The sequence below is a fragment of the Fulvivirga kasyanovii genome (assembly GCF_009711405.1).
Classification (GTDB): Bacteria; Bacteroidota; Bacteroidia; order Cytophagales; family Cyclobacteriaceae; genus Fulvivirga; species Fulvivirga kasyanovii.
This window is the reverse complement of record NZ_SMLW01000636.1, coordinates 425-21807: the sequence shown is the minus strand read 5'-3', so window position 1 is coordinate 21807 and position 21383 is coordinate 425. Positions and strand designations below refer to the sequence as shown.

At 37.0% G+C, this 21383-nt stretch carries 12 protein-coding genes; 8 read left to right on the top strand and 4 right to left on the bottom strand.

Annotation, left to right across the window (positions count from 1 at the left end):
• The 3 genes from E1163_RS22050 to E1163_RS22040 all read left to right on the top strand — a co-directional run.
• A partial coding sequence (locus E1163_RS22050; RefSeq protein ID WP_221418062.1) for a hypothetical protein occupies positions 1–741 on the top strand: 741 nt, incomplete at its 5' end.
• Between the two features lie 103 nt (positions 742–844).
• The gene (locus E1163_RS22045) at positions 845–1561 is read left to right on the top strand and encodes an FEKKY domain-containing protein (protein ID WP_155174636.1); all 717 of its coding nucleotides are present in this window, start codon (positions 845–847) and stop codon (positions 1559–1561) included.
• Between the two features lie 44 nt (positions 1562–1605).
• Positions 1606–2463 carry a hypothetical protein gene (locus E1163_RS22040; RefSeq protein ID WP_155174635.1) on the top strand — a complete coding sequence of 286 codons (858 nt, stop codon included), beginning with the start codon at positions 1606–1608 and terminating at the stop codon, positions 2461–2463.
• A 49-nt stretch (positions 2464–2512) separates the two neighbouring features.
• Here E1163_RS22040 and E1163_RS22035 read toward each other — a convergent pair whose 3' ends face one another.
• Both E1163_RS22035 and E1163_RS22030 read right to left on the bottom strand, forming a co-directional pair.
• Positions 2513–3100, bottom strand: a complete 588-nt coding sequence (locus E1163_RS22035) for a hypothetical protein (RefSeq protein WP_155174634.1) — start codon at positions 3098–3100, stop codon at positions 2513–2515.
• A gap of 28 nt (positions 3101–3128) precedes the next feature.
• Entirely contained in the window at positions 3129–3761 is a 633-nt protein-coding gene (locus E1163_RS22030) for a Type 1 glutamine amidotransferase-like domain-containing protein (protein ID WP_155174633.1), read from the bottom strand.
• A gap of 246 nt (positions 3762–4007) precedes the next feature.
• On the opposite strand from E1163_RS22030, the gene E1163_RS22025 reads away from it, so the two are divergent.
• Positions 4008–5621: a class I SAM-dependent methyltransferase gene (locus tag E1163_RS22025; RefSeq protein ID WP_155174632.1), complete on the top strand. Its 1614-nt coding sequence runs from the start codon at positions 4008–4010 to the stop codon at positions 5619–5621.
• Between the two features lie 146 nt (positions 5622–5767).
• Here the strand turns inward: E1163_RS22025 and E1163_RS31435 are convergent, their stop codons facing one another.
• Positions 5768–5902, bottom strand: a complete 135-nt coding sequence (locus tag E1163_RS31435; protein ID WP_281353164.1) for a hypothetical protein — start codon at positions 5900–5902, stop codon at positions 5768–5770.
• A 199-nt stretch (positions 5903–6101) separates the two neighbouring features.
• On the opposite strand from E1163_RS31435, the gene E1163_RS22020 reads away from it, so the two are divergent.
• Together E1163_RS22020 and E1163_RS22015 are read left to right on the top strand one after the other, a co-directional pair.
• A complete protein-coding gene (locus E1163_RS22020; RefSeq protein ID WP_155174631.1) occupies positions 6102–7004 on the top strand; it encodes an alpha/beta hydrolase in 903 nt (300 codons plus the stop codon).
• 578 nt (positions 7005–7582) lie between these two features.
• A complete protein-coding gene (locus E1163_RS22015; RefSeq protein ID WP_155174630.1) occupies positions 7583–8233 on the top strand; it encodes a 4'-phosphopantetheinyl transferase family protein in 651 nt (216 codons plus the stop codon).
• Between the two features lie 100 nt (positions 8234–8333).
• Here the strand turns inward: E1163_RS22015 and E1163_RS22010 are convergent, their stop codons facing one another.
• Positions 8334–9347: an IS630 family transposase gene (locus tag E1163_RS22010; protein WP_155174629.1), complete on the bottom strand. Its 1014-nt coding sequence runs from the start codon at positions 9345–9347 to the stop codon at positions 8334–8336.
• Between the two features lie 880 nt (positions 9348–10227).
• Between E1163_RS22010 and E1163_RS22005 the strand changes: the two genes are divergently transcribed.
• Together E1163_RS22005 and E1163_RS22000 are read left to right on the top strand one after the other, a co-directional pair.
• On the top strand, positions 10228–10749 hold the full coding sequence (locus E1163_RS22005) for a UpxY family transcription antiterminator (RefSeq protein WP_155174628.1): 522 nt from the start codon (positions 10228–10230) through the stop codon (positions 10747–10749).
• Positions 10750–11646: 897 nt separating this feature from the next.
• Positions 11647–21255: a non-ribosomal peptide synthetase gene (locus E1163_RS22000; protein WP_155174627.1), complete on the top strand. Its 9609-nt coding sequence runs from the start codon at positions 11647–11649 to the stop codon at positions 21253–21255.
• Positions 21256–21383: the final 128 nt, after the last annotated feature.

The window sequence follows — 21383 nt, the reverse complement described above, 5'->3', positions numbered from 1 at the left end:
AAAAGTGTGGACAGTTTGTCTACTGTAAATTTATACTCGGCTAAAAAAGGATTTAATATACAGGGTATTGACGAACTGAAAACCCTTTCCAGTTTTGAAAAATACGGAACAATATTGAACGATCAACTTTTTGAACAGGTTCTCGGGCTACCTCAGATTAGCACCTTTGGTTACGATGTGGATACCCTCATTGATAAGCAACTGACGAGCATAGCGCAGTCTAAAAAGATAAAGGAGCTGAGCATTTCACCTCTTAGAAAAGTCAGTGATCTGGATCGGATATTGCAAATGGATGGTATCCTTTCTTTGGATATCGGAGGTTCTCCAATTAAAACCATACGTATTGATTCCCATCCCACGCTCAGGAAGTTTAAAGCCCGTAGTATATATGAGTTTGAAGAACTGCAAGTCACTAATTGTGATTTGCTGGAAGAATTATCACTCGAGATGATATATCCGGAAAAAGCAGTGATCAGAAATGTGCCCAACCTTACAGCATTAAATATGGGGCTTTGCCATTTAGATGACGATAAGGCATTTGAAAACCAGCTCAACCAACTATCATCACTGAAACAGCTAAGCCTGGAGACATGTAACAAGCCCCTGGACTTAAGAGGGCTCAAAGAGCTTGAATGGATATGGTTTAGAAATGGCCAAAGTAAAGTGATTTTGAATAAGCAGCTTAAAGACAGTGTGTATACCAATAATTATAAGGGTCCGATTGTGTATGTTGAGGATTGAGTTTTGAAGTGTCTTGGTTGTTTGGGGTGGTAAACATCCATTTGAAGCAGCCCTTGAACAAATGTTTAAAATGCAGTGATTTGAGAGCAACAGTAATTGACAAATGAAATATTTACTGATCATACTAATGTTATTTACAATACCATGTTTGGGACAGCACAGCCTTAGAGGTAAAGTTAGTATTAGTGAAGATAGTAGAGGACTTAAGATTTACGATAAAACCAGAGGAGAAGATAGCTATAAAGTCTATACATCCAGGTCCCGAAAGAGAAAATTAAAAACTGATACAATTTATGCTGTATTTCAGGTTTTAGAGAAAGGTGAAGTGGTAGCTTCCGGAATAACAGATTCGGATGGTAGTTTTAAAGTGCAACTGGTTGATACAGGGAGGTATAAAATTGAAGTTGATGTAAATCGATTTATACATAAAGATACGGTGGTGAATATCACCAAAAAGAAAAATAAGGTTAACATAATATTGTCTGACCATAAGATGTGGAATTATTACGATTCAATCCAGATAGCGAAGTACCCTTACAATAGTGAAGTGGCCAGGCGTGATATCGAAAATGAATATGTTCAGGTCTTGGCTGCTGGGTTACTAATATTTTCTGGAGAAGAATCAGATCAAATCACATGCAGATATGGATTTAAATACCTCCCGGTCGCTGGATGTGTCATGGAACCATACTTAAAAAAGGCAATGGAGGCATACAACGATGTTGTTTTCAAACATCTAGATAGTATTAATGAAGAAGGGTGGCAAATCCGTATGAAAGCAGAATTCGTGGAGCTACTTCGAGCGAGGTATAGGGAGTGATCTGGTCTAATTTATTTTGTATTAATCTGTTTAGTTAAAATGTTATGATGAGAAAGCTTTTTTACAGGCCAATATTTGTATTTAGTGTTGTTGTAATTGTGGCCTCATTTTGCATTGGCTTATTTTATGTGTCATTATCAGGAGGAGAGGGTGGCATGGCTGGGGGTGTTTTTTTCGCCACAGCTATTGTTGCCGGTTTCGTATTCATACTTGAGTGTTTTCTGGTGAAAAACTCTGCAGCAACTCCCAGAGAGCTGTTAAGTTCTCAAAACCACCCAATCATGACCAAATACCTACCCATTCTACTCCTCCTTACCTGCCTGACTTGCTGTAACCAGGAAAACAAAAGCACCGAAGCGATAAGGCAGGAGCAAGAAAACGATTCGGCAAAGACCGATACCAGCTACTTAGAAAACCTGGAAGAGCCTACTCCTAAAGCTAATCCCGACAGGTTTAATGAAGCCCTGGCATTACTTGATGCTGAGTTTGGCTACCAATCCCAGTCAGTGAGTAGGGATACGTTGTACATGATGAGTGAGGGTGTCGACCCCGGACTGATGGCGCAATTTACCTCATGTGCCGATCAGGATGCCCGGCTTAAGGATATTGATTTTGGCATGGTGAAAAGTGTCAAAAAGACCATGGTGAAAAGCAGAGAAACCCTTGATAATATGTATCTGAGGGTGAACATCCAGGAGTGGCAGTTTGAAAACGACAGTGTAGCCGCAGTATTCACAACACACCTTACCGATGTTGCTACGGATGACAGGGAGTGTATTAATAAAGGAGGTATATTATGGTGGCAGGTAGAGAACAAAATGTATTTAATGACCACTCCGGCATATCGCTTCTTCTTTGAGTTTGATAAGATAAAAACAGTTTTGGATAAAAAACTAAAATGAACTCCACACTATCCGTGACATTGATGCTTAAAGTTAAAACATAAGAAGTCTATAGCTTTACTAGTATTTCTTTAGCCTCATAATTCTTCCCTAAAGTTGTGAGAGTAATTTCGCGCTCCCTTTTATTGACGATTGTTATTTGAGGCGTCTCGTAAACACCATAGTTTTCAAACTCTAATATTTGCTCAGTTTCATAATTACTGAGATTTAATTTCAATAGTTGTACTTTATAGAGTTCAGGTGATTTGAAGTACAACAAGTAGCCATCCAAAACCAGGAATTTATTTTTTTTATTCATTTGAGCATTAATAAACCCCTTGGAACTAAATCTGACTTTGCCATCTTTCATATCCATCACCTTGACCATGGACACATGCTTGCCTTCTTCCTTATGTTCATAAATCAATAACCGAGAATCTGGTGTCCACCAAAAAACAGGCGCCAAAAGATCATGAATAAAAGAACTGGTAAGTAGTGTTGAATCAGATTGTCCTATTTGTTTTAGATAATAATTCAGTTCATAGGAGGAATCACCAAGATCTTTGCCATACATTACGATTTGAAAACGTCCGTCTGGAGAAGTAAGGTCATCCCTTTGTAAGGGCAAGGTGAGGAGTAGTAATGCTATAAATTTCATAATGTGTTAGTATAAATTTTATTAAAAATCACCGCCAGTAAAACAACTCCTTATCTTTATTAATAATCTCAATACGCTGGTCGGGGTAATATTTAAAACCAGCACCAAAGGGAATGCCAATCCCGTCTGCACCTACAAGACGTACAGTATTTTTCAGGTCACTCCATTGATTGGCCTCATCATGTGCACCAATGATGTAAGGCACCAGCTTCATCATCTCTACAGACTCGTTATCTGCTTCAAAGGGAACCCTATAGCCTAATTGAATAGCACCTGCCGATATGCCGATGAGAACGGCTCCGGATGTATATTTTTCTTTGATGATACCTGCTGCTCCGGTTTCTGATAACCTTTTCCATCCCGCATTTACATCACCTCCGGCCAGTAGTATAAGGTCAGCCTGTTGCAGGTTTTGTTTGTCGGTTGCCGTGAATTCAGAAGAAATCATGTGACAATCTGTGATTTTAAGGTTACTCATGCCTTCCTTGAAAAGTTCGTAAAACTCAGGCCGGTCCCCGTTAGACCAGCCGATATACACTGCTTTGATGTTTGTCTTGCCGATATCGTCAGGTACAGAGGCCAGAAAATACTGCCCTGTGGAATTCCGGGAAAATAATAGCTGGCTATCAGATAGCAGGTATATCGGTTTTACATTATTCATCAATGGTAAATTCTTATGCTGTTGATAATCACAACCTTGTTTACAGGTATTCCAAAACTGACCTGTCGAAGTTAATGATATTACCGAAGCCTGAGAAAAATACCGGTTGAAATTAGCCTTAAAAGATTTGCAGGAGACGTTGTTGCGTGTGCTAAAAGTTAGTATTTTAATCCATGTTGAGCTATTGCTGCTACCATTCGGGTGATTTCACAAATAAGGTAGTTCCCCACTTTATCAAAGAAGATTATGCTATCAAAAAAAGAACAGGCTGCACTTAGAAGCAGGATTTTCCGGCACCTGGACGGTATTGTTACCGCCCCCTCGGCCTATGCTTTAAAGGCACACGGTGTAACTGATTTTTTACTGGCAAGAAAAAAGACTGATCTGCGAACCCTTGCTGGTCAGTTTAAAGCCAATGATGGATATCTGAATGTTGCTTTGAGGGCTTTGTGCTCCCAGGGTTGGCTCACACAGCTTGTCGATAATGAAGCCGATAGCGTTACATTTGAAATCAATGACCGTTCGGAAGTGGCTTTCGCACTTTTTGCTATGTATAAAGATGTTGTGGAGCTGCTTATACTTTCGGAAAAATACCATAGCCGGAAGTTTGAAATGGAGCCTTTTCTGAAACTGGAAGATATATTCGGAAAGCTAAAACATAAATATCAGGAATTTTCACCTGCTTCTGATATGGAGGAAGAAGTTCACCGGCAAATCCTAACACACATTGAGGGTATTGTAGTAGGGCCTACGCTGGTTCACTTGGGCATGAGCGGCATGTTTCATAAATACTTCATGGAAACCAGGTTTAAAGCGGAAGAATTTCACAAAGATGCAGAAGGGTTTGGGCGCTTGCTGGACATACTGACCCAACTAAAATGGTTTAACAAGATCAATGGCACTTATGAATTCGCGGAGGAAGGTCTGTTTTTTGCCAGACGGGCCAGCGCTTACGGAGTTACCGTCTCCTACATACCCACACTCAGAAAGCTCAACGACCTCATTTTCGGAGATCCTACTATACTTAAAGGACTCGATGCCAATGGAAATGAAAAGCACGTCGATCGGGAGATGAATGTCTGGGGCAGTGGCGGTGCCCATGCCGCTTATTTTAAAGTAGTGGACGAGATCATTATCGAGATATTTAACAGGCCGCTCAAGGAACAGCCGAAAGGAATTTTGGATATGGGCTGTGGGAACGGCGCTTTTTTGAAGCATTTATTTGGCGTAGTGGCAAACCAGACATCCAGAGGAAAGGTACTGGAAGAACACCCGCTACTGTTGATTGGCGTGGATTATAATGAGGCAGCACTTAAAGTTTCGAAGGCAAACCTTATACAGTCTGATATTTGGGCCAAGATCATTTGGGGAGATATTGGTAAGCCGGAAGTGCTGGCTTCTGACCTTAAGGAGGCGTACAACATTGACCTTAAAGATTTGCTTAATGTGCGCACCTTTCTGGACCATAACCGTATTTGGGAGGAGCCGGAGCAGCAGGATAACCTGAGGATCAGTACCTCAACCGGAGCATATTGCAGCGAAGGCAGGAGGCTGAATAACAATCTCGTATCCGAATCCCTCAGGCAGCATTTCAAAAAATGGACACCCTATGTAAAGCAATATGGCCTGCTGCTTATCGAGCTGCATACTGTTCGTCCTGAGTTGGTAGCCGCAAACCTGGGTAAAACCGCAGCTACGGCGTACGATGTTACTCACGGCTACTCTGACCAGTATATTGTGGAGGTAGAAGAGTTTATCAAAGTATTACAGGATGCAGGCCTTGCCCACGACAAAGAAGTGTTCAGAAAGTACCCTGACTCAGAATTGGCGACGGTAACCATTAATCTATTTAAGGCCTGACATTCCTCCATGCGCCTGCATGTATACCAAATTGTATTCTATGACAAGGCCTTCCTATGGTGCAGGTTTGCTTTTCTTTTTCTATAGATATTATATCCCTACAAGACGCTATGCAGTCTTGTTATTAAATTAATTGCGAATCCCCACTACAGCGATAATCCCGTAGCAATAAAAATATTTGTAGAATAGCCATTTAGGTCAGATTGTCCTGTAGGGACAAAACAAGCAGACCTTTGAAGTGTATTGTAGGCCGTTTTCAGGTCAACTTCTTTACTGATCATGGACGGCATTTCGAACAATCACGACGAATGACTGGGAAAGAAAGCGTTACGATTCTTGAAAGGTCAGCCACAACTAATAAATTAATGAAAGTAGTGGTATGTATGGGGTGAAGGTTCTTACTTTTAAATCCCCATTCGTTATAAGGACGTTCTCGAGATAAACTTTAAATAAGGTTTTGTAAACTTTTTAATTCGCAAAATGAAAATTAGCATACTAGCTGCAATTTGCTTATTGGGCTCTGTACATTTTGTTCATGGCCAGACTAACACTGAAAGTGCTGATGTTCTGAATATACCTCTTTCTTCCAGGGTGGTCGGTGCCGATATTAATACCTGGGAAGGTGGTGAACGCACACAAGTTTCCAATTGGGATCAATTATCTATAGTGTCCAATGTGTCTCAGCCTTCTTTGATTGCCTATTTACCCGAGAGATCAAAATCGAGTGGTACAGCCCTCATAATTGCTCCCGGGGGAGGTTTTCATTTGTTGAGCATTGATAATGAAGGTCATAATGTTGCCAAATGGTGTGTCGAAAATGGTATTGCCGCTTTTGTATTAAAATACCGGCTGGTGCCGACTGGGGAAGATCCTGATAGGGAGTTTCATGAAAAATTAAACAATGGACAAGAAGAAATGGATCGAGATATGGCTCCTTATATAGATTTGGCCAAAGCTGATGCTCTTGCTGCTATTGCCCACGTAAGGGCAAATGCAGAAAAGTATAATGTCGATACTGATAAAATTGGTATTATTGGCTTTTCTGCCGGGGGCACTCTTGCCGCATCTGCCGGATTAGAATTTACTTCTGACGAGAATCGTCCTGATTTTATTGCTCCTATCTATGGGGCGCTGCATGTTTTAGATTTAGCAAAACTTCCAACCCGCCCCATGCCGCTTTTTCTGGCTGTAACCAGTGATGATGTATTTGGATTTCAAAATCAGGCAATTGATATCTATAAAACCTGGAACAAAGCTAAAGCACCTGTTGAAATGCACATTTATCAGAAAGGGGGTCATGGCTTTGGAATGCGTAAACAAAACTTGCCAAGTGACCTTTGGGTTGAAAATTTCTGTGCATGGATGAAGGATAATGGGTTTTGATTAAGATGGCTTATACCGGATCAATCGTAATTTCTGGGGAGCCCCTAACACTTTCACCTTTTTGCTGACAGACAATTGTTAATAGCAATCGGCAAAAGCAATCGGCAAACTCGTATAATATAACAATAAGCTCGGTTTACTGATTTTTCAGTAGCAAGTTTCACTTTACTTGTTTACTCCCCAATCCATTTACTCCACAGGTTTAACGTTTGATCCCTTATTCCTTAGCTTTTGGGAAACTGAAATAGCCAAAAGTGTAAGAAGGGAATATATTTAATTTTTCACGAAAGTTTGCAAATTTTAAATTTAGTAATTTTAGCAGCCGAATTACAATGCCGTATTAACGAAAAATCATTGTAAACTATTGATTTACAATGATTTTGTTTTGCAAGCCCTGAGGCAAGGACAGTCAAGATTGTTTTTGACCTAGTGCTTTAAAGATTGTTTAAATATACTGCTCGAATGAGGGTATGGACAATACAGAAAGAATATAGGGGTACTCTTTGAAGTTTTATTCTATATATTGTAATTCTTTAATTCTAAATTAAAAATAGAAAGAATCTAAATTTTTAACTTAGTTGGTACTGATTTTATATGCATCGATATCAGGCGAACATCATGAGCGTCTAATGAGAAAGTTGCCTTATGTGTTTTCTGCTGATTTTGAGAAAAGGATTCTTAGCTATCGAAGATGGGAAGACGCTCAATTATCACTTCTTGGTCGGTTTTTGCTGTCTTTAGGCTTTAAGAAGTTAGGGAAAGACTTTTATGAGGCTAATATTGAATTTACTGCATACAAAAAGCCTTATTACAAAGATGGTGATATTCAATTCAACTTGTCTCATTCAGCCGAAGTTGTTGTTTGTGCTTTAACGGCAGGTGAATTCAATCTTGGAATTGATATTGAAAAAATTCAACCTATAGATTTTGAGAATTTTAGATGTCAAATGACTGATAAAGAGTGGTTTAAAGTCAGTAAATCTCCTGATCAGTGTTCTGCATTTTATACCTATTGGACACAGAAAGAAGCAGCAATTAAGGCTCATGGAGATGGACTACATTTACCTTTAAGTTCTTTTGAAGTCATAGAAGGGAGGACTCTTATAGGATCTCAGAATTTTTATGTAAAAGAGGTGGAAATAGAAGAAAGCTATGAATGCCATATCGCCTCAAATAAAAGTTTAGGTATTTTGAGGAAAGAAAAAATCGAACTGTCATACTTCCTTTAAAGTATCTTTGATTTACACTCTGATTTTTCCTTTGAACAGGTCTCTATGATCCATAATTATTGGATATTTGATCTAGAGTGTTTATCAGTTTATAAGTAAACTAATTAGTTGCGGAATATTTATTATGCATCCATTTAAAGGGCTTGGTCTTTATGCTGTTGCAGGTTTTAATATAATCTATAGTTTGTGAGATAAGTTGTTGGGATGATTTCCATATACCTCCCTTTGGCACATCCTGTGAGAGAATATTAAACCAAATTTCTATCTGGTTAAGCCACGAAGCATACGTAGGGGTAAAGTGAACCTTGATTTTTCGTTTAGTTTTTAACCATTCTTTCACCTTTTCCATGTTGTGAACAGAAAGGTTATCTACAATAATATGAAGTGTTTTATGGTGGTATACTCTGTCCAATTTTTTTAGGAATTTCAGAAAGTTATCGGTCTTATTTGATTTGACCGTCTGGCCGGTAACCTTTCCGGTGTGTACGGCAAGCGCTGCTATTAATGCCACCGTACCATTTCTTTTATAGGTAATAGCTTGTCCTTGCCGGAGTCGGTCCAATGCCGGCATTTGGGTTTTCTCATCAACACATAAAACTATTACATTCTCTGGGGGGTTCATGTATAAGCCTACTATATTGATCAGCTTAGATTTGAATTCCAGATCCGAGCTTTTTCCACACCAATACTCTGTTTTATGCGGTTTCATAGCTGCTTGTTTTAATATTTGGTTCACCTTGCCCTGGCTAATACCCACTTCTCTGGCTATGCGCTGTTGGGACCAGTTGTTATACCCTCCTGAAGGTTTTTTACAGGCTTTCTGTATTACCATGGCTTTCTGTTCAGCCGTTATCCTGGCGGGTTTTCCTGGACGTGGAGCATCTTTAAGTCCTTCTATACCCTGACTGCGAAAGCGGTTTCTCCATTTGTTTACAACTTTTCTGGTAAGACCGGTTTTTTCAACAATAAAGTCCAGAGTATGTTTTTCTTTGCTAAGAAGGATGATTTTTGCCCGATCAACATAGCGTTTGTCTAGCTTTGAGGATTGACTCATCACAAGTAGTTGGTTATACTCAGATTCACTTATAACAATCTCTTTGGGTTTTCTTGCCATGTGGCTAAGTTACTAAAAATAGTTTACTTTTTTAGTATTTGATATAACTAGTATGCGAAAGGAGGCTTAGATGAATTTGAGATCAAAGGGCCAAAATGAACCATTGACTACTGAGAGTTTACAATAAGATGAGTTTAAAGTATATGAGAGACTAAAAGTATTATCAAAAAAGAGGCAAAATAGGAGGCTTGATTTTCAGGTTAAAGTCAAGTAAATTGAGTTTCTCCGTTCCAATTTCATTGCCTAGTATTTGGATACTCAGATAGGAAAGGTCAATATGGAAAAGCAACATTGCAAAAGGAGAGCTTGAGGGTTTGGTCATTCCTTTAAATAGAGAGGAGTTTCCTCGGCTAGAAACAGTGTTCCGGTAGAAGGGGGGTGAGGTATTATTAGTCAGAGCTTAATAAATTGGTCGACGGTCATTATAGATACAGAATATGTGGTCGTAATTTTACCACTACAGAAAGGAACCGCTATTCCGATGCTAAAGCATATTAATAAATGGCTTGTAGCAACATACTGTATGGTATTGGCTAGAAGCCTTTCAAGCAATGTTTCGATAGATGGTGTATTCATGTACTCCAAAGAATACAGTCCCACAAACGCAAACCTCTATCCTTTCTAATTATAAAAATCCTCAACGCTGACATAAGATTAATAAGCCGTTTATCGGAACGAACGAAATTTTTCACGTAACTTTATCAAAATACTATTTTGAATTTATAATTAAAATACTATTATTGTAATCTCTGGAAGCATATAATAATAGTTAAAAATGCTTTAGCTAAATGTTTCAAACTAGTTTAGTTGCCGAGACTAGCTACCAAGTTGTCGATTAACATTCTTTGAATGTTGGAATATCATATCGAAATATTACCTTATGAGTAACTCAAATACTAAACAGTGGTATGTGATTTATGTGCGGCCTCAATTTGAAAAAAAGGTGTTACGATCCTCAAATGAAAAGGGTATTGAAGCTTATTTGCCGTTAAAGCAAGTCGTGAAACAGTGGCATGACCGGAAAAAAAAATTAGCAGTGCCCGTATTTCCTGGATACGTTTTTGTACGGATTACAGCATTTGAAAGGCCTCAAATATATGCAATAAATGGATTTGTGAAGTTTGTATGTACAGGTGGAATACCTGATGTCATCACAGAAAGCCGTATGAACATGTTAAAAAAAGTTCTCAATGGAGAATTTGATGTGGGCGAAATTAGTTTTAGGAATGGAGAGAGAGTCAAGTTACTTAGTGGGCCGTTAAGCGGCCTAGAAGGAGTACTTGTTAGCCATAAAGGATCAAAGAGAATTGCAGTGAAGGTAGAGGAGATTAATCACTACATAATAATAAATGTTAATGCGTCAGCGTTGATAAAAGTAGAAAACAGCAAAAATGTAGCATAAGTCATGATGTAAACTGGGGGATTTAATATAAAGTTTGCTCCATCGTTTAATTTGTCTAACAAATTAAATTCAATTTATGCTCGTCTTAAAACCTCTTAAAGTTAAGGTAATTTATGTTACTCAATGAGCGAAGCTGTGTTCCAAAAGCTGTAAGTCTTACAATGATAGTTTATAAATCCTAAATCTGAGAAGGTTCTATAACATTATGCAGTATTTAAATCTGATGATATCATAAATTATTTGCTTACAGGTGCTGCTACTAATGTTTGCTTGAGCCAAATTCGGGTAAACTGTCCGAAATGTTATGTATGGAAAAAGTTCGTTTATATAGGTAGTAGTTGAAATTAACATCTTATTCTTCTTGTAAAAAGTGCTTGGAGCTTTTAAAATCCTTTAAGAGTTCCTTTATGAGTGAAGTTAGCTAATAGAGACAGTGAGAATTTAGTTGGATCAAACTAAACCATGATTTTTTGTAGAATTATTTATTCATCGATTGTTTTTAGATAACCCCTGAAGGATTTACAAGAGTTACCAGTATGTTATGAATACGCTATTAATTTGATGGCGAATTCATAGACCAGAATCTGGATAGACCTCTCAAGATCATGTTACAATAATATTGCTCATAAAACAGTTGAGCTAAGTAAATGGAGGCGAATCCAGGAGTGGAAGTGATTAGTTGGGAGGGTAGATTAAAATTGAATGGTCATAGGAAGGCATCAACATTTTATAACATGCTTTAAATCTGGAAAGATTTATTAATCGCAACGAGTATCTGTATCTAAATCGGTAGATAATCATAAATTCTTTGGACGTCAAATTTTGAAGTCATCAGAAACTATTTATAAGCTAAAAGAATCTGAGTTACTAGAATTCAATCAGTAAAAATATTTATCAATGCATAGTGATATATTCTCTAAATTATCTGGGCTGGGAATAAAACTTAGGAATAACAACGATCAGCTAGAAATACTGGACCCCCATTCTAAGCTAACCCCGGAACTTTTGAAGTATTTAAAGCTTCATAAGCCCGAAATTATGATGGAATTAGCATCTATGACCAATGGAGATAAGGTTCTAAAACTTCGATCTGTAGAAAAAAAAGAGTATTATCGATTGTCTCCTGCACAAACAAGGTTATATCTTCTTCATCAATTCGACACGGAATCATTAGCTTACAATATGCCTGCTGTATACAAACTTAATGGTCTATTGGATAGAAAGAAGTTAACAAAAGCTGCTAGCGAATTGATAAAAAGACATGAACCCCTTAGAACCAATTTTATGGATGTTGGCAGCCTTCCAGTGCAGGTGGTGAACGAGAATTTTGAATTCATTTTGGAGGAATACGATAGCGAGGCAAATATTAAATGTGCAATAACAAAGTTTGTACGTCCATTTGACATTGGCAAGGATATTTTGATCAGAATGGGTGTTTGGTCTGATGATGAAAGCTATCTTCTGGTGGATATTCATCACATAGTTGCTGACGCTGTTTCTCATCAACTGTTAATAAATGATTTCACCGATATTTATAATGGTACAGACGATAATAATAAACCACAGTTTTCTTATAAAGACTTTGCCGAATGGCACTATCGTCTTATAAATAAAGAACCCTACTTACGCAAAAGGAAATTTTGGAAGAATGAATTTGATGCTGAGGTGCCTTTACTTAGCCTTCCTCTGAATTTTCCAAGACCTGAAATTAAATCTTTTGATGGCCATACCATTACTAAAAGAATAGTTGGTAAAACATTTAAGGATATAGTCAATTTAAAAAAGGAGGCAGCCGCAACCTCCTATATGTTATTTCTATCAGCCTTTAGTATTCTCCTTTCTAAACTTAGTGGTCAAGAAGATATAGTAATCGGAACGCCATCTGTTGGACGAAACACAGTGGAAACTCATAAAATGGTTGGTGTTTTTATCAATATGCTGCCAATAAGGCTTCATATATCTCAAAAGACAAGTTTCAAGGAATTTTTAGAGCAGGTTAAGAAGAAAGTATTGGCTGTTTTAGAAAACCAGGATTTTCCTTATGAAGAAATAGTTGACGCAATTAATCCTCCTAGAGATGCTTCACGGAATCCGCTATTTGATTCCGTCTTTAGTTTGGATATTGCAACGAATGACACTAATAAATCTTCGGAATTGGATCTTTTGCCCTATGAAACTCAGAATGAGGTGTCTAAGTTTGATTTAAGTTTACTTGTTGATGAAATTCATGGAGAATTCTTGCTAAATTTTGAATACTCTACCATGCTATTCAAGCAAAGTAGTGTGGAAAAATACTTGTCATATTTCGAAAATATATTATCAGCAGTCATCAATAATCCGTTGATAAAAATTGGAGAAATAGATTTAATCTCAAAACAAGAACTTAAGCAAATTCAAATATTCAATAGAACTCAATTTGAATTTGATCGTGCAGTGACTATCATTGATTTATTCAGGACTAACTGTATGAAAACCCCAGATAAAATAGCAGTGAGGGATGGGGGAAGAGCTATTACTTATCAGGAATTTAACGGGAAAACTGACATTTTAGCAGTAAATCTTATTGATAGGGGCATAACGAATAACGATGTTGTAGCGATACATATGGAGAGGGGCTTAGATTTCATGTTAGGTGTTTTCGCCATTATGAAGGCTGGTGCAGCTTATCTTCCAATCCCACCATCTCTACCACAAAAAAGAGTAGACTTTATGTTGAAAGATAGTGGGGCAGTGCTTGTTCTTACTAATGGTCACGACCTTCCTGACTATGACAATTTTAATATTGAGAGTTTTGAATATGACAGTCAAAAAATCTCGGATTTTCAGGACAAAACCTTATCTGACAGTTATGCATATGTAATATATACATCAGGCTCTACTGGAAATCCCAAAGGTGTGATTATAACTCAGGTGGCTCTGATGAACAGACTCAACTGGATGCAATACAAATATCCTCTTGATGGTGGAGATGTTGTTTTACAGAAAACCCCATTAAATTTTGATGTTTCTGTATGGGAGCTGTTTTGGTGGAGTATTTCAGGGGCATCATTGTCTATACTTCCAGATGGCGATGAAAAGGACCCATATAAGTTAATTGATCATATAGACAAAAATAATATAACAACACTGCATTTCGTGCCTCCTATGATGAGATTGTTTTTAGAAGTGGTGGGCCAGAATAATTTAATAAAACTAACGTCGGTAAAGAAGGTTTTTGCGAGCGGAGAATCATTATTACCAGAAGAAGTAAACAATTTTAATCGTTTACTTCTGAGGCACAATGGTACCCATTTAATCAATCTATATGGACCTACAGAGGCTACTATTGATGTTACATATTTCGAATGTTACCATAAAGAAGTTCACAACAATATTCCTATAGGTAAGCCTATACATAATACTGAAATCTATATTATGAATGGTAGCGGGAAACAACAACCTATAGGAGTTTGGGGCGAATTGAATATTGCAGGAGAGGGATTGTCAATTGGCTACATCAATAATAGTGTGTTAACCAAAAGCAAGTTTTATTTCCATCAAGAGTTAAGTAGAACCTTATATAAGACTGGGGATATTGCGCGGTGGAATAATGATGGAGAGATCGAGTTTTTGGGTAGAGCTGATCATCAAGTTAAAATTAGAGGATACAGGATTGAATTGGGAGAGATTGAAAACTGCTTGCGTTCTTTGGACAAGATTAAGGATGTAGTCGTGGTTAACAAAGATATTAATGGAAACGTCATTCTATGTGCTTATTACACCGGAAGTACTGAAATTGATACAGGCGAACTTAAAGTTATCTTGTCAGATTTTTTGCCGGAATATATGATTCCTCACTTCTATGTTTATTTGAATCAAATACCACTTACCCAAAACGGAAAGATTGATCGAAGTAGCTTACCGGACCCTGTTTTAGGGCTACAGACTCTAAAACAACCAGAAACCCTATTGGAAAAAGAAATACAAGAAATATGGTCTGAGGTATTAGGCCTTAGTAAAGACATTATTAGTTCGGAGTCTAATTTTTTCGAACTGGGGGGTAATTCTTTAATTGCAACAAGCTTATTAGCAAGAGTTCAAAAGAAATATAGAGCCCAGGTTTTATTGGCTTACTTCATGAAGAAACCAACAATAGGGAATCTGGCTGCGCTTGTACGAAAGAATCAAGGCGTATCATCCTTTCAATCCATTAATAGAGCTGAGAAAAAAGAGTATTATCCATTGTCCTCTCCGCAAAGAAGAATGTATGCTGTTGCCTCTCTGCAGAGTCAATCTTTGGCTTATAATATTCCAATATTTTTAAAAATCAAAGGCCAGGTTGATTTGAGTGAATTTGAGAGGATATTTCAAAAAATTGTACAAAGGCATGAAAGCCTAAGAACATTCTTCCAGCTACTTGATGGGGGGGCAGTACAAAGAATTGTAGACGAAATAACTTTTAAAGTCGGTTTCCATGATTGTAAAGATATTGATCCTATAGAGCTTGGGAAGGAATTAGTACGCCCTTTTGAATTGTCCGAGCCTCCACTATTGCGTGTAGAGCTTTTGGTAAAGAATCAGAATGAGAGTTATTTGTTAATTGACATGCATCATATTATTTCAGATGCTTTATCAATTAAAAACCTGACAAACGACTTCATTAATCTCCTGCAAAATAAAAGGCTTAGACCACTAGCAGTTCAATATAAAGATTTTGTTGAATGGAGTAATCTTCAACATCAAAGACAGAGGTTGAAAAAGCAAGAAAAGTTTTGGCTTGATCAGTTCGATGACGATATTCCGACTATTAATTTGCCCTACGATTTTGATAGAGAAAAAGGAGCAAATAATAATGGTGAAACAATCCGATTTCTTCTTGATAAGAAGCAAAGTGATGATATACTACACCTAGCTCAAGCAAATCAGACAACAAGCTTTGCACTAATTTTATCCATATTCTCTTTGTTTCTTGCTAAAATAACCAATCAGTCAAAAATTGTAATAGGCACAATGAGTTCTGGCCGTAATCATGTGGATAAGGAGGATATTGTGGGCTTTTTTGTTAATACATTACCAATCAAGATTTTGGTTGATCAGAACAACTCATTTGATACTTTATTAAAGCATGTATATTCCAACCTTTTGAATGCTGCCGATAATGAAGATTATCAATATGAAAGCTTGGTTAAAAAACTCAAGATCAATAGAAGTGATGATCGAAATCCTTTATTTGATGTTATCTGCGTTTATCAGAAGGATCAAAGCGTGAATGAAAATAATGGTCATTTACTATGGGAAGAAATAGCCTTGGAAAGCAAGACATCTAAATTCGATTTAGGGCTTTATATACAAGAGTCAAGTGGTCTTTTCTCATTCGATTTTGAGTATAGTTCTAATTTGTTCGAGAGGAAAAGTATACTCTACTTCCAGCAGTTATTTCAGAATGTGATTAGCAAAATTCTTAGTTTTCCGAAAACGAGAATGGGAGACTTAGATTTGCTCGAAAGAGTGGATAGACAAAGATTGTTAAAGGGTTTAAAAGGAGCTAATACTGAATTCAAGTCGAGAAACGTCTATCAGGTTTTTGAAGAAGGTCTATCAAGTAATCTTGACTTACCTGCGATAGAATTCAATGCTCGTACATTTAACTATGAAGCTATTAAAAGTCAAATAGATCGTATTAGTGCTTCAATACAGTCAAATTTCAATTTAAATAGGCAAGATAGGGTTGCTGTTATCATGGATAGATCTCCTTTCATGGTTTGTTCCATCTTCGCAATTCTTAGATCTCACCTGGTGATGGTTCCGATTGATTCGGGAATGCCCGAAAAAGCTGTGGAGCATATTTTAAGGGATGCGGATGTCAAACTTATCATTACCGACGACAAGAATAAACCGAAATATCGACAGTCATGGCACACGTTCACTGAGGGGGAATTATCGAAAGAGGTTGCAATAAAACCTTTTGATACGAGTGAGTTTGTTACAGATGATTTGGCCTATATCATTTACACTTCGGGTTCTACAGGGCAGGCTAAAGGAGTTCAAATAAAACATGTTAGTCTATTAAATTATATGTTGTGGGCGAATAAGTATTATTTCAATGACAGCCATGATAATGATATGGCACTTTTTTCTCCTATTTCATTTGATTTTACTTTAACTTCAATTTTCACAACCTTTCTTCGCTACGATAAGCTGGTGATATATCCTCAACAAAAGGATATTGATGAAATATTGGAACATATGTTTGGTGAAGATTCGTCCATTAGTTTTACAAAACTAACTCCATCACATGTGAATATTCTAAATCATCTCAATCTAGCGCATACCAATATAAGAGGTGTAATACTGGGTGGGGAAGATGTGCAAATGCATCATGTCAAACAATTGAAAATGCTTAATAAGCAAATAAAGGTGTATAATGAATATGGTCCTACGGAAGCGACTATTGGATGTGTAGTTAAGGAGTTGGACATTTCGGATAAAAGAATAACAATTGGTAAACCAATTGATAATACATCTGTGTACATTGTGAATGAATTTAACCAAATCCAACCGGTAGGGGTAGAGGGTGAACTATGTATTTCAGGTATTCAACTTGCGAAAGGGTATAGTAGCGTAGAACTCTCACGCGAGAAGTTTATAAAACTAGATTGTATACAGGGAGAGATTGTTTACAAAACAGGTGATTTAGCCAGATATTTACCCTCCGGTGAGGTTGAGTATTTAGGAAGAAATGACAGTCAAATTAAAGTAAGGGGTAATAGGGTAGAACTTGGTCAAGTGGAATATCATTTGAATCAAGTCACGGGTGTGAATGAGGCTATTGCGATGGGTACTCAAGATCCAAATGGTGATACCTATGTGATCGCATATTATACCTCATCGGACTCCATTGAGCATCAGACTTTTGTTCGGATGCTTGAGGAGAATCTACCTGATTACATGATACCTTCTATCTTTGTGAAGATTGAATCAATTCCATTAAATATTAATGGTAAAGTGAATAGGAAGGAATTGCCTGATCCTCATCAACTTATTCGAGAAACTGCTGCAAATACTAATATAGAAAAATTAAGGCAGACCGAAATCTCATTGAGGAAAATATGGTCTGTAGTGCTGTCCAGAAAAGAAGAGAAAATTGGGGTGGACGATAATTTTTATGAATTGGGAGGTCATTCTATATCTGCAATTATGCTAGCTGCTAAAATTCATAAGTCACTAAATGTGGCTTTGACTCCTAGGCACATAATTAGTAATCCCACCATCAAACAGCAAGCTGATTTAATCCAAACTTTAGATGTAAGTCAATTCAAAACCATTAAGAAGGTTGAGAAAAAAGAATATTACCCATTATCACCTGGTCAAAAAAGGATGATGTTATTGGATAAATTACTCTCTAATAATGTAACCTATAATATGCCAGGGGCAATAATGATAGAAGGAAGTCTGGATGTTAGCCAGTTGGAATCTGCTTTTAACCGATTAATGTTAAGACATGAAATGTTAAGAGCATCATTTCATTTCTTGGGTGATCAGCCTTATCAGAAGATACATGATGGTTTGAGATTACGAATTGAATTGGAGGAACTACAAACCAGCTTGATTCATTTTGAGGACCTAATAAACGAATTCATAAAACCATTTGAATTAAGTCAGGCTCCATTGTTTAGGGTAAAGCTTGTAAAAATTGATGATAATAGACATGTTTTACTTTATGACATACACCACATTATTTCAGATGGCACATCAAGTACCAATTTTATTAAAGATGTCATAGAACTGTATATAGGAAATGTGCTGAGTCCATTAAAAATTCAGTATAGAGATTATGTTCATTGGCAACTGAGTAAGCTTGATAAGACAGAAATTAAAAGACAAAGGGCATTTTGGTTAAATGAATTTAAGAATGTTGCTGCTACATTGAAATTACCGAATGATATGCCGAGAAAAGGTTTTTCTCAAAATAATGGGGGTGAGATTCGCACAACAGTTAATAATAGAATAACAAACCAATTGAAAGCGGTGGCATTGGAGGAAAATGTAACCATGTTTAATGTACTTTTTGCTGCATACAATGTTCTTTTAAGTAAATTTTGTAATCAGAGTGATATCGTGATTGGCATTCCATCAGAGAAAAGAGATCATCTTGACCTTGACAAGCAGATTGGCCTCTATCTCAATATTTTAGCACTGAGAAACAAACCCGAACCCAATAAATCATTTGTTGAACTCTTAAAAGAAGTAAAGAAGACTGCTTTAAATGCTTTTGATAACTCTGATTACCAATTTGACCAATTAATCAACGATCTAAATATTCAAAGAATTGAAGGAAGAAGCCCTCTTTTCGATGTCTATTTTAACTACCTTAACTTCAACTCTACAATTTCCAGTTCTATTGAGGGGTTAAAATTCAGTAGCATTGAAGCAGAAGTACAGTATTCTAAATATGATATAGGTTTTTATGTAGCTGATTCTAATGATGAATTAGAAGTTAGTTGCGTTTACAAAAAAGATTTATTCAATAAAAGTACTATTGAGAGTTTACTTGGAGCATATAAGAACCTGTTGCGAGATATTACCGAAAATAAGTCCAAAAAAATCAGTGACTATCGAATATTTGAACCGAATGATGGTCTTGTGAAAAAGATTGATTGTAAACCACAGGAGAAATTTAAACTTTTTGAGAAGGAAGATATCTATCAACCCATTCATAAAAGATTCGAAACCATAGCGGAGAAGCATCCTGAGAAAATAGCCATAGAATACAATGACCTAAAGCTCACTTATCAAGAGTTGAATGAAAAAATCAATGGTGTTTCCAATACCTTATTAAGAAATAATTCGTTCGTTTCTGGTTGTAAGGTGGCTATATTGCTGGATGATAGAAGCGGAATGGTAATATCCTCATTTGGCGTACTTAAAACTGGTGCAGTTTATATCCCTTTAGATGTTAAGCACCCAAAAGAAAGGTTACAGTTTATTCTGGAAAATAGTCAATCTGTAATCTTAGTTACTGACTCTAATTACGAGCAGGTTTGCATGGAGATAGCTGAAGAGTTGGATAACGATATCGATATAGTGAACATAGATTTACTAAAATCTTCAAGTGGTGTTAATCCATCTATTAATGTGAAACATAACCAATTAGCTTATATACTTTACACATCCGGCTCAACTGGTAATCCAAAAGGAGTGATGCAGACACATCGAAATGTGCTACACTTCTGCAGAGTCTACTCAAACAGACTGCAATTGAATATTAAAGATAAACTATCCTTCTTATCGACGTTCAGTTTTGATGCTGGTATAATGGATATATATGGTGCTTTATTAAATGGAGCTACCCTCTGTCCCTATGATATGAGAACCCAAGGTAGTATTCGTGGCTTAAAAAAATGGATAATGGACAGTGGCATTACTATATATCACTCCATTCCTAGTTTATTTAGAAGCTTATACGGCTCTCTTTTTGATGACGAAATACTATTACCTCTCCGTTTTGTTGTACTTGGTGGCGAAGCGACTTATATGGTTGATGTTGAAGGTTTTAAAAGACATTGTGGAGATGATTGTATTTTAATCAACGGGTTGGGGCCAACAGAGTCCACAGTCACCCTTCAAAAGTTCATAGATAAAAGAACGCAACTCTTAGCGAACACTGTGACGATTGGACAACCTGTTGAAGAAACTGACATTATTTTGGTCAATGAGTTTGGTGATGAGGCACAAGTTTATGAGGAGGGGGAAATTGTCTATAAGAGTGAATACCTCGCTCTCGGTTACTTTAACGACCCAGAGAAAACTAAGACTAGTTTTTCACAAGCAGAAAACGATTCAATAAGGACATATAGGTCTGGTGATATTGGTCGGAGGCTTCCGAATAATGAAATAGAATATATTGGTAGAAAGGATTTTCAAACCAAGATAAGAGGATTCAGAGTTGAACTTCCTGAAATAGAACAACATCTGCTAGCATATCCGTTAATAGACGAATGTGTCGTTATAGCCAAAGAGACTGAAAAGGACAAATTTTTAGTTGCTTTTTATAAATCAAACAGAAAAGCAAAAAAAGCAGAATTGCGCAGCTTCTTGTCTTCCAAATTGCCAGATTACATGTTCCCTGATTATTTTGTTCAATTAGATGAAATTCCGAAAAATAACAATGGTAAGGTTGACAGACAGGCGCTACTGCGTATCACCATTGATGATTTTTCTGCTCCTGAGCAGTTGGACCTACCCCATACTGACCTTGAGAGAAAAATTGCTGACCTGTGGTGTGAATTTCTTGAAATCGACAGGGTCGGAATCAATGAAAACTTTTTCAATAAAGGAGGACACTCATTAAAAGCAGTTCAACTTTGTAATGAGATATTCAAAGTGTTAAATGTGGATCTGTCGCTGCAGGAGTTCTTTGCCAGACCCACCGTCAAGTTGCTATCGGAGTATGTGGAAGCTCAAAACTGGGTGGCTTCAAAGTCTAGAGGTAACGACATGGATAGAACCGAGTTAATAATTTCTTAATCCACCAAACTTATTGGCCTAGCTTAAAAAAATAAAAAATTACAAGCAACTTACATAGATGAAAATAAATAACGTGAAATGGAAACAATTAAAAAAAAAGGTCAAATGGAGATTTGGCATGAACAATT

What these genes read in the sequence shown, in the direction of transcription:
- E1163_RS22045 (WP_155174636.1), top strand. Translation starts at nt 845, where the DNA reads ATGAAATATTTACTGATCATACTAATGTTATTTACAATACCATGTTTG.
- E1163_RS22040 (WP_155174635.1), top strand. Translation starts at nt 1,606, where the DNA reads ATGATGAGAAAGCTTTTTTACAGGCCAATATTTGTATTTAGTGTTGTT.
- E1163_RS22035 (WP_155174634.1), bottom strand. Translation starts at nt 3,100, where the DNA reads ATGAAATTTATAGCATTACTACTCCTCACCTTGCCCTTACAAAGGGAT.
- E1163_RS22030 (WP_155174633.1), bottom strand. Translation starts at nt 3,761, where the DNA reads ATGAATAATGTAAAACCGATATACCTGCTATCTGATAGCCAGCTATTA.
- E1163_RS22025 (WP_155174632.1), top strand. Translation starts at nt 4,008, where the DNA reads ATGCTATCAAAAAAAGAACAGGCTGCACTTAGAAGCAGGATTTTCCGG.
- E1163_RS31435 (WP_281353164.1), bottom strand. Translation starts at nt 5,902, where the DNA reads ATGATCAGTAAAGAAGTTGACCTGAAAACGGCCTACAATACACTTCAA.
- E1163_RS22020 (WP_155174631.1), top strand. Translation starts at nt 6,102, where the DNA reads ATGAAAATTAGCATACTAGCTGCAATTTGCTTATTGGGCTCTGTACAT.
- E1163_RS22010 (WP_155174629.1), bottom strand. Translation starts at nt 9,347, where the DNA reads ATGGCAAGAAAACCCAAAGAGATTGTTATAAGTGAATCTGAGTATAAC.
- E1163_RS22005 (WP_155174628.1), top strand. Translation starts at nt 10,228, where the DNA reads ATGAGTAACTCAAATACTAAACAGTGGTATGTGATTTATGTGCGGCCT.
- E1163_RS22000 (WP_155174627.1), top strand. Translation starts at nt 11,647, where the DNA reads ATGCATAGTGATATATTCTCTAAATTATCTGGGCTGGGAATAAAACTT.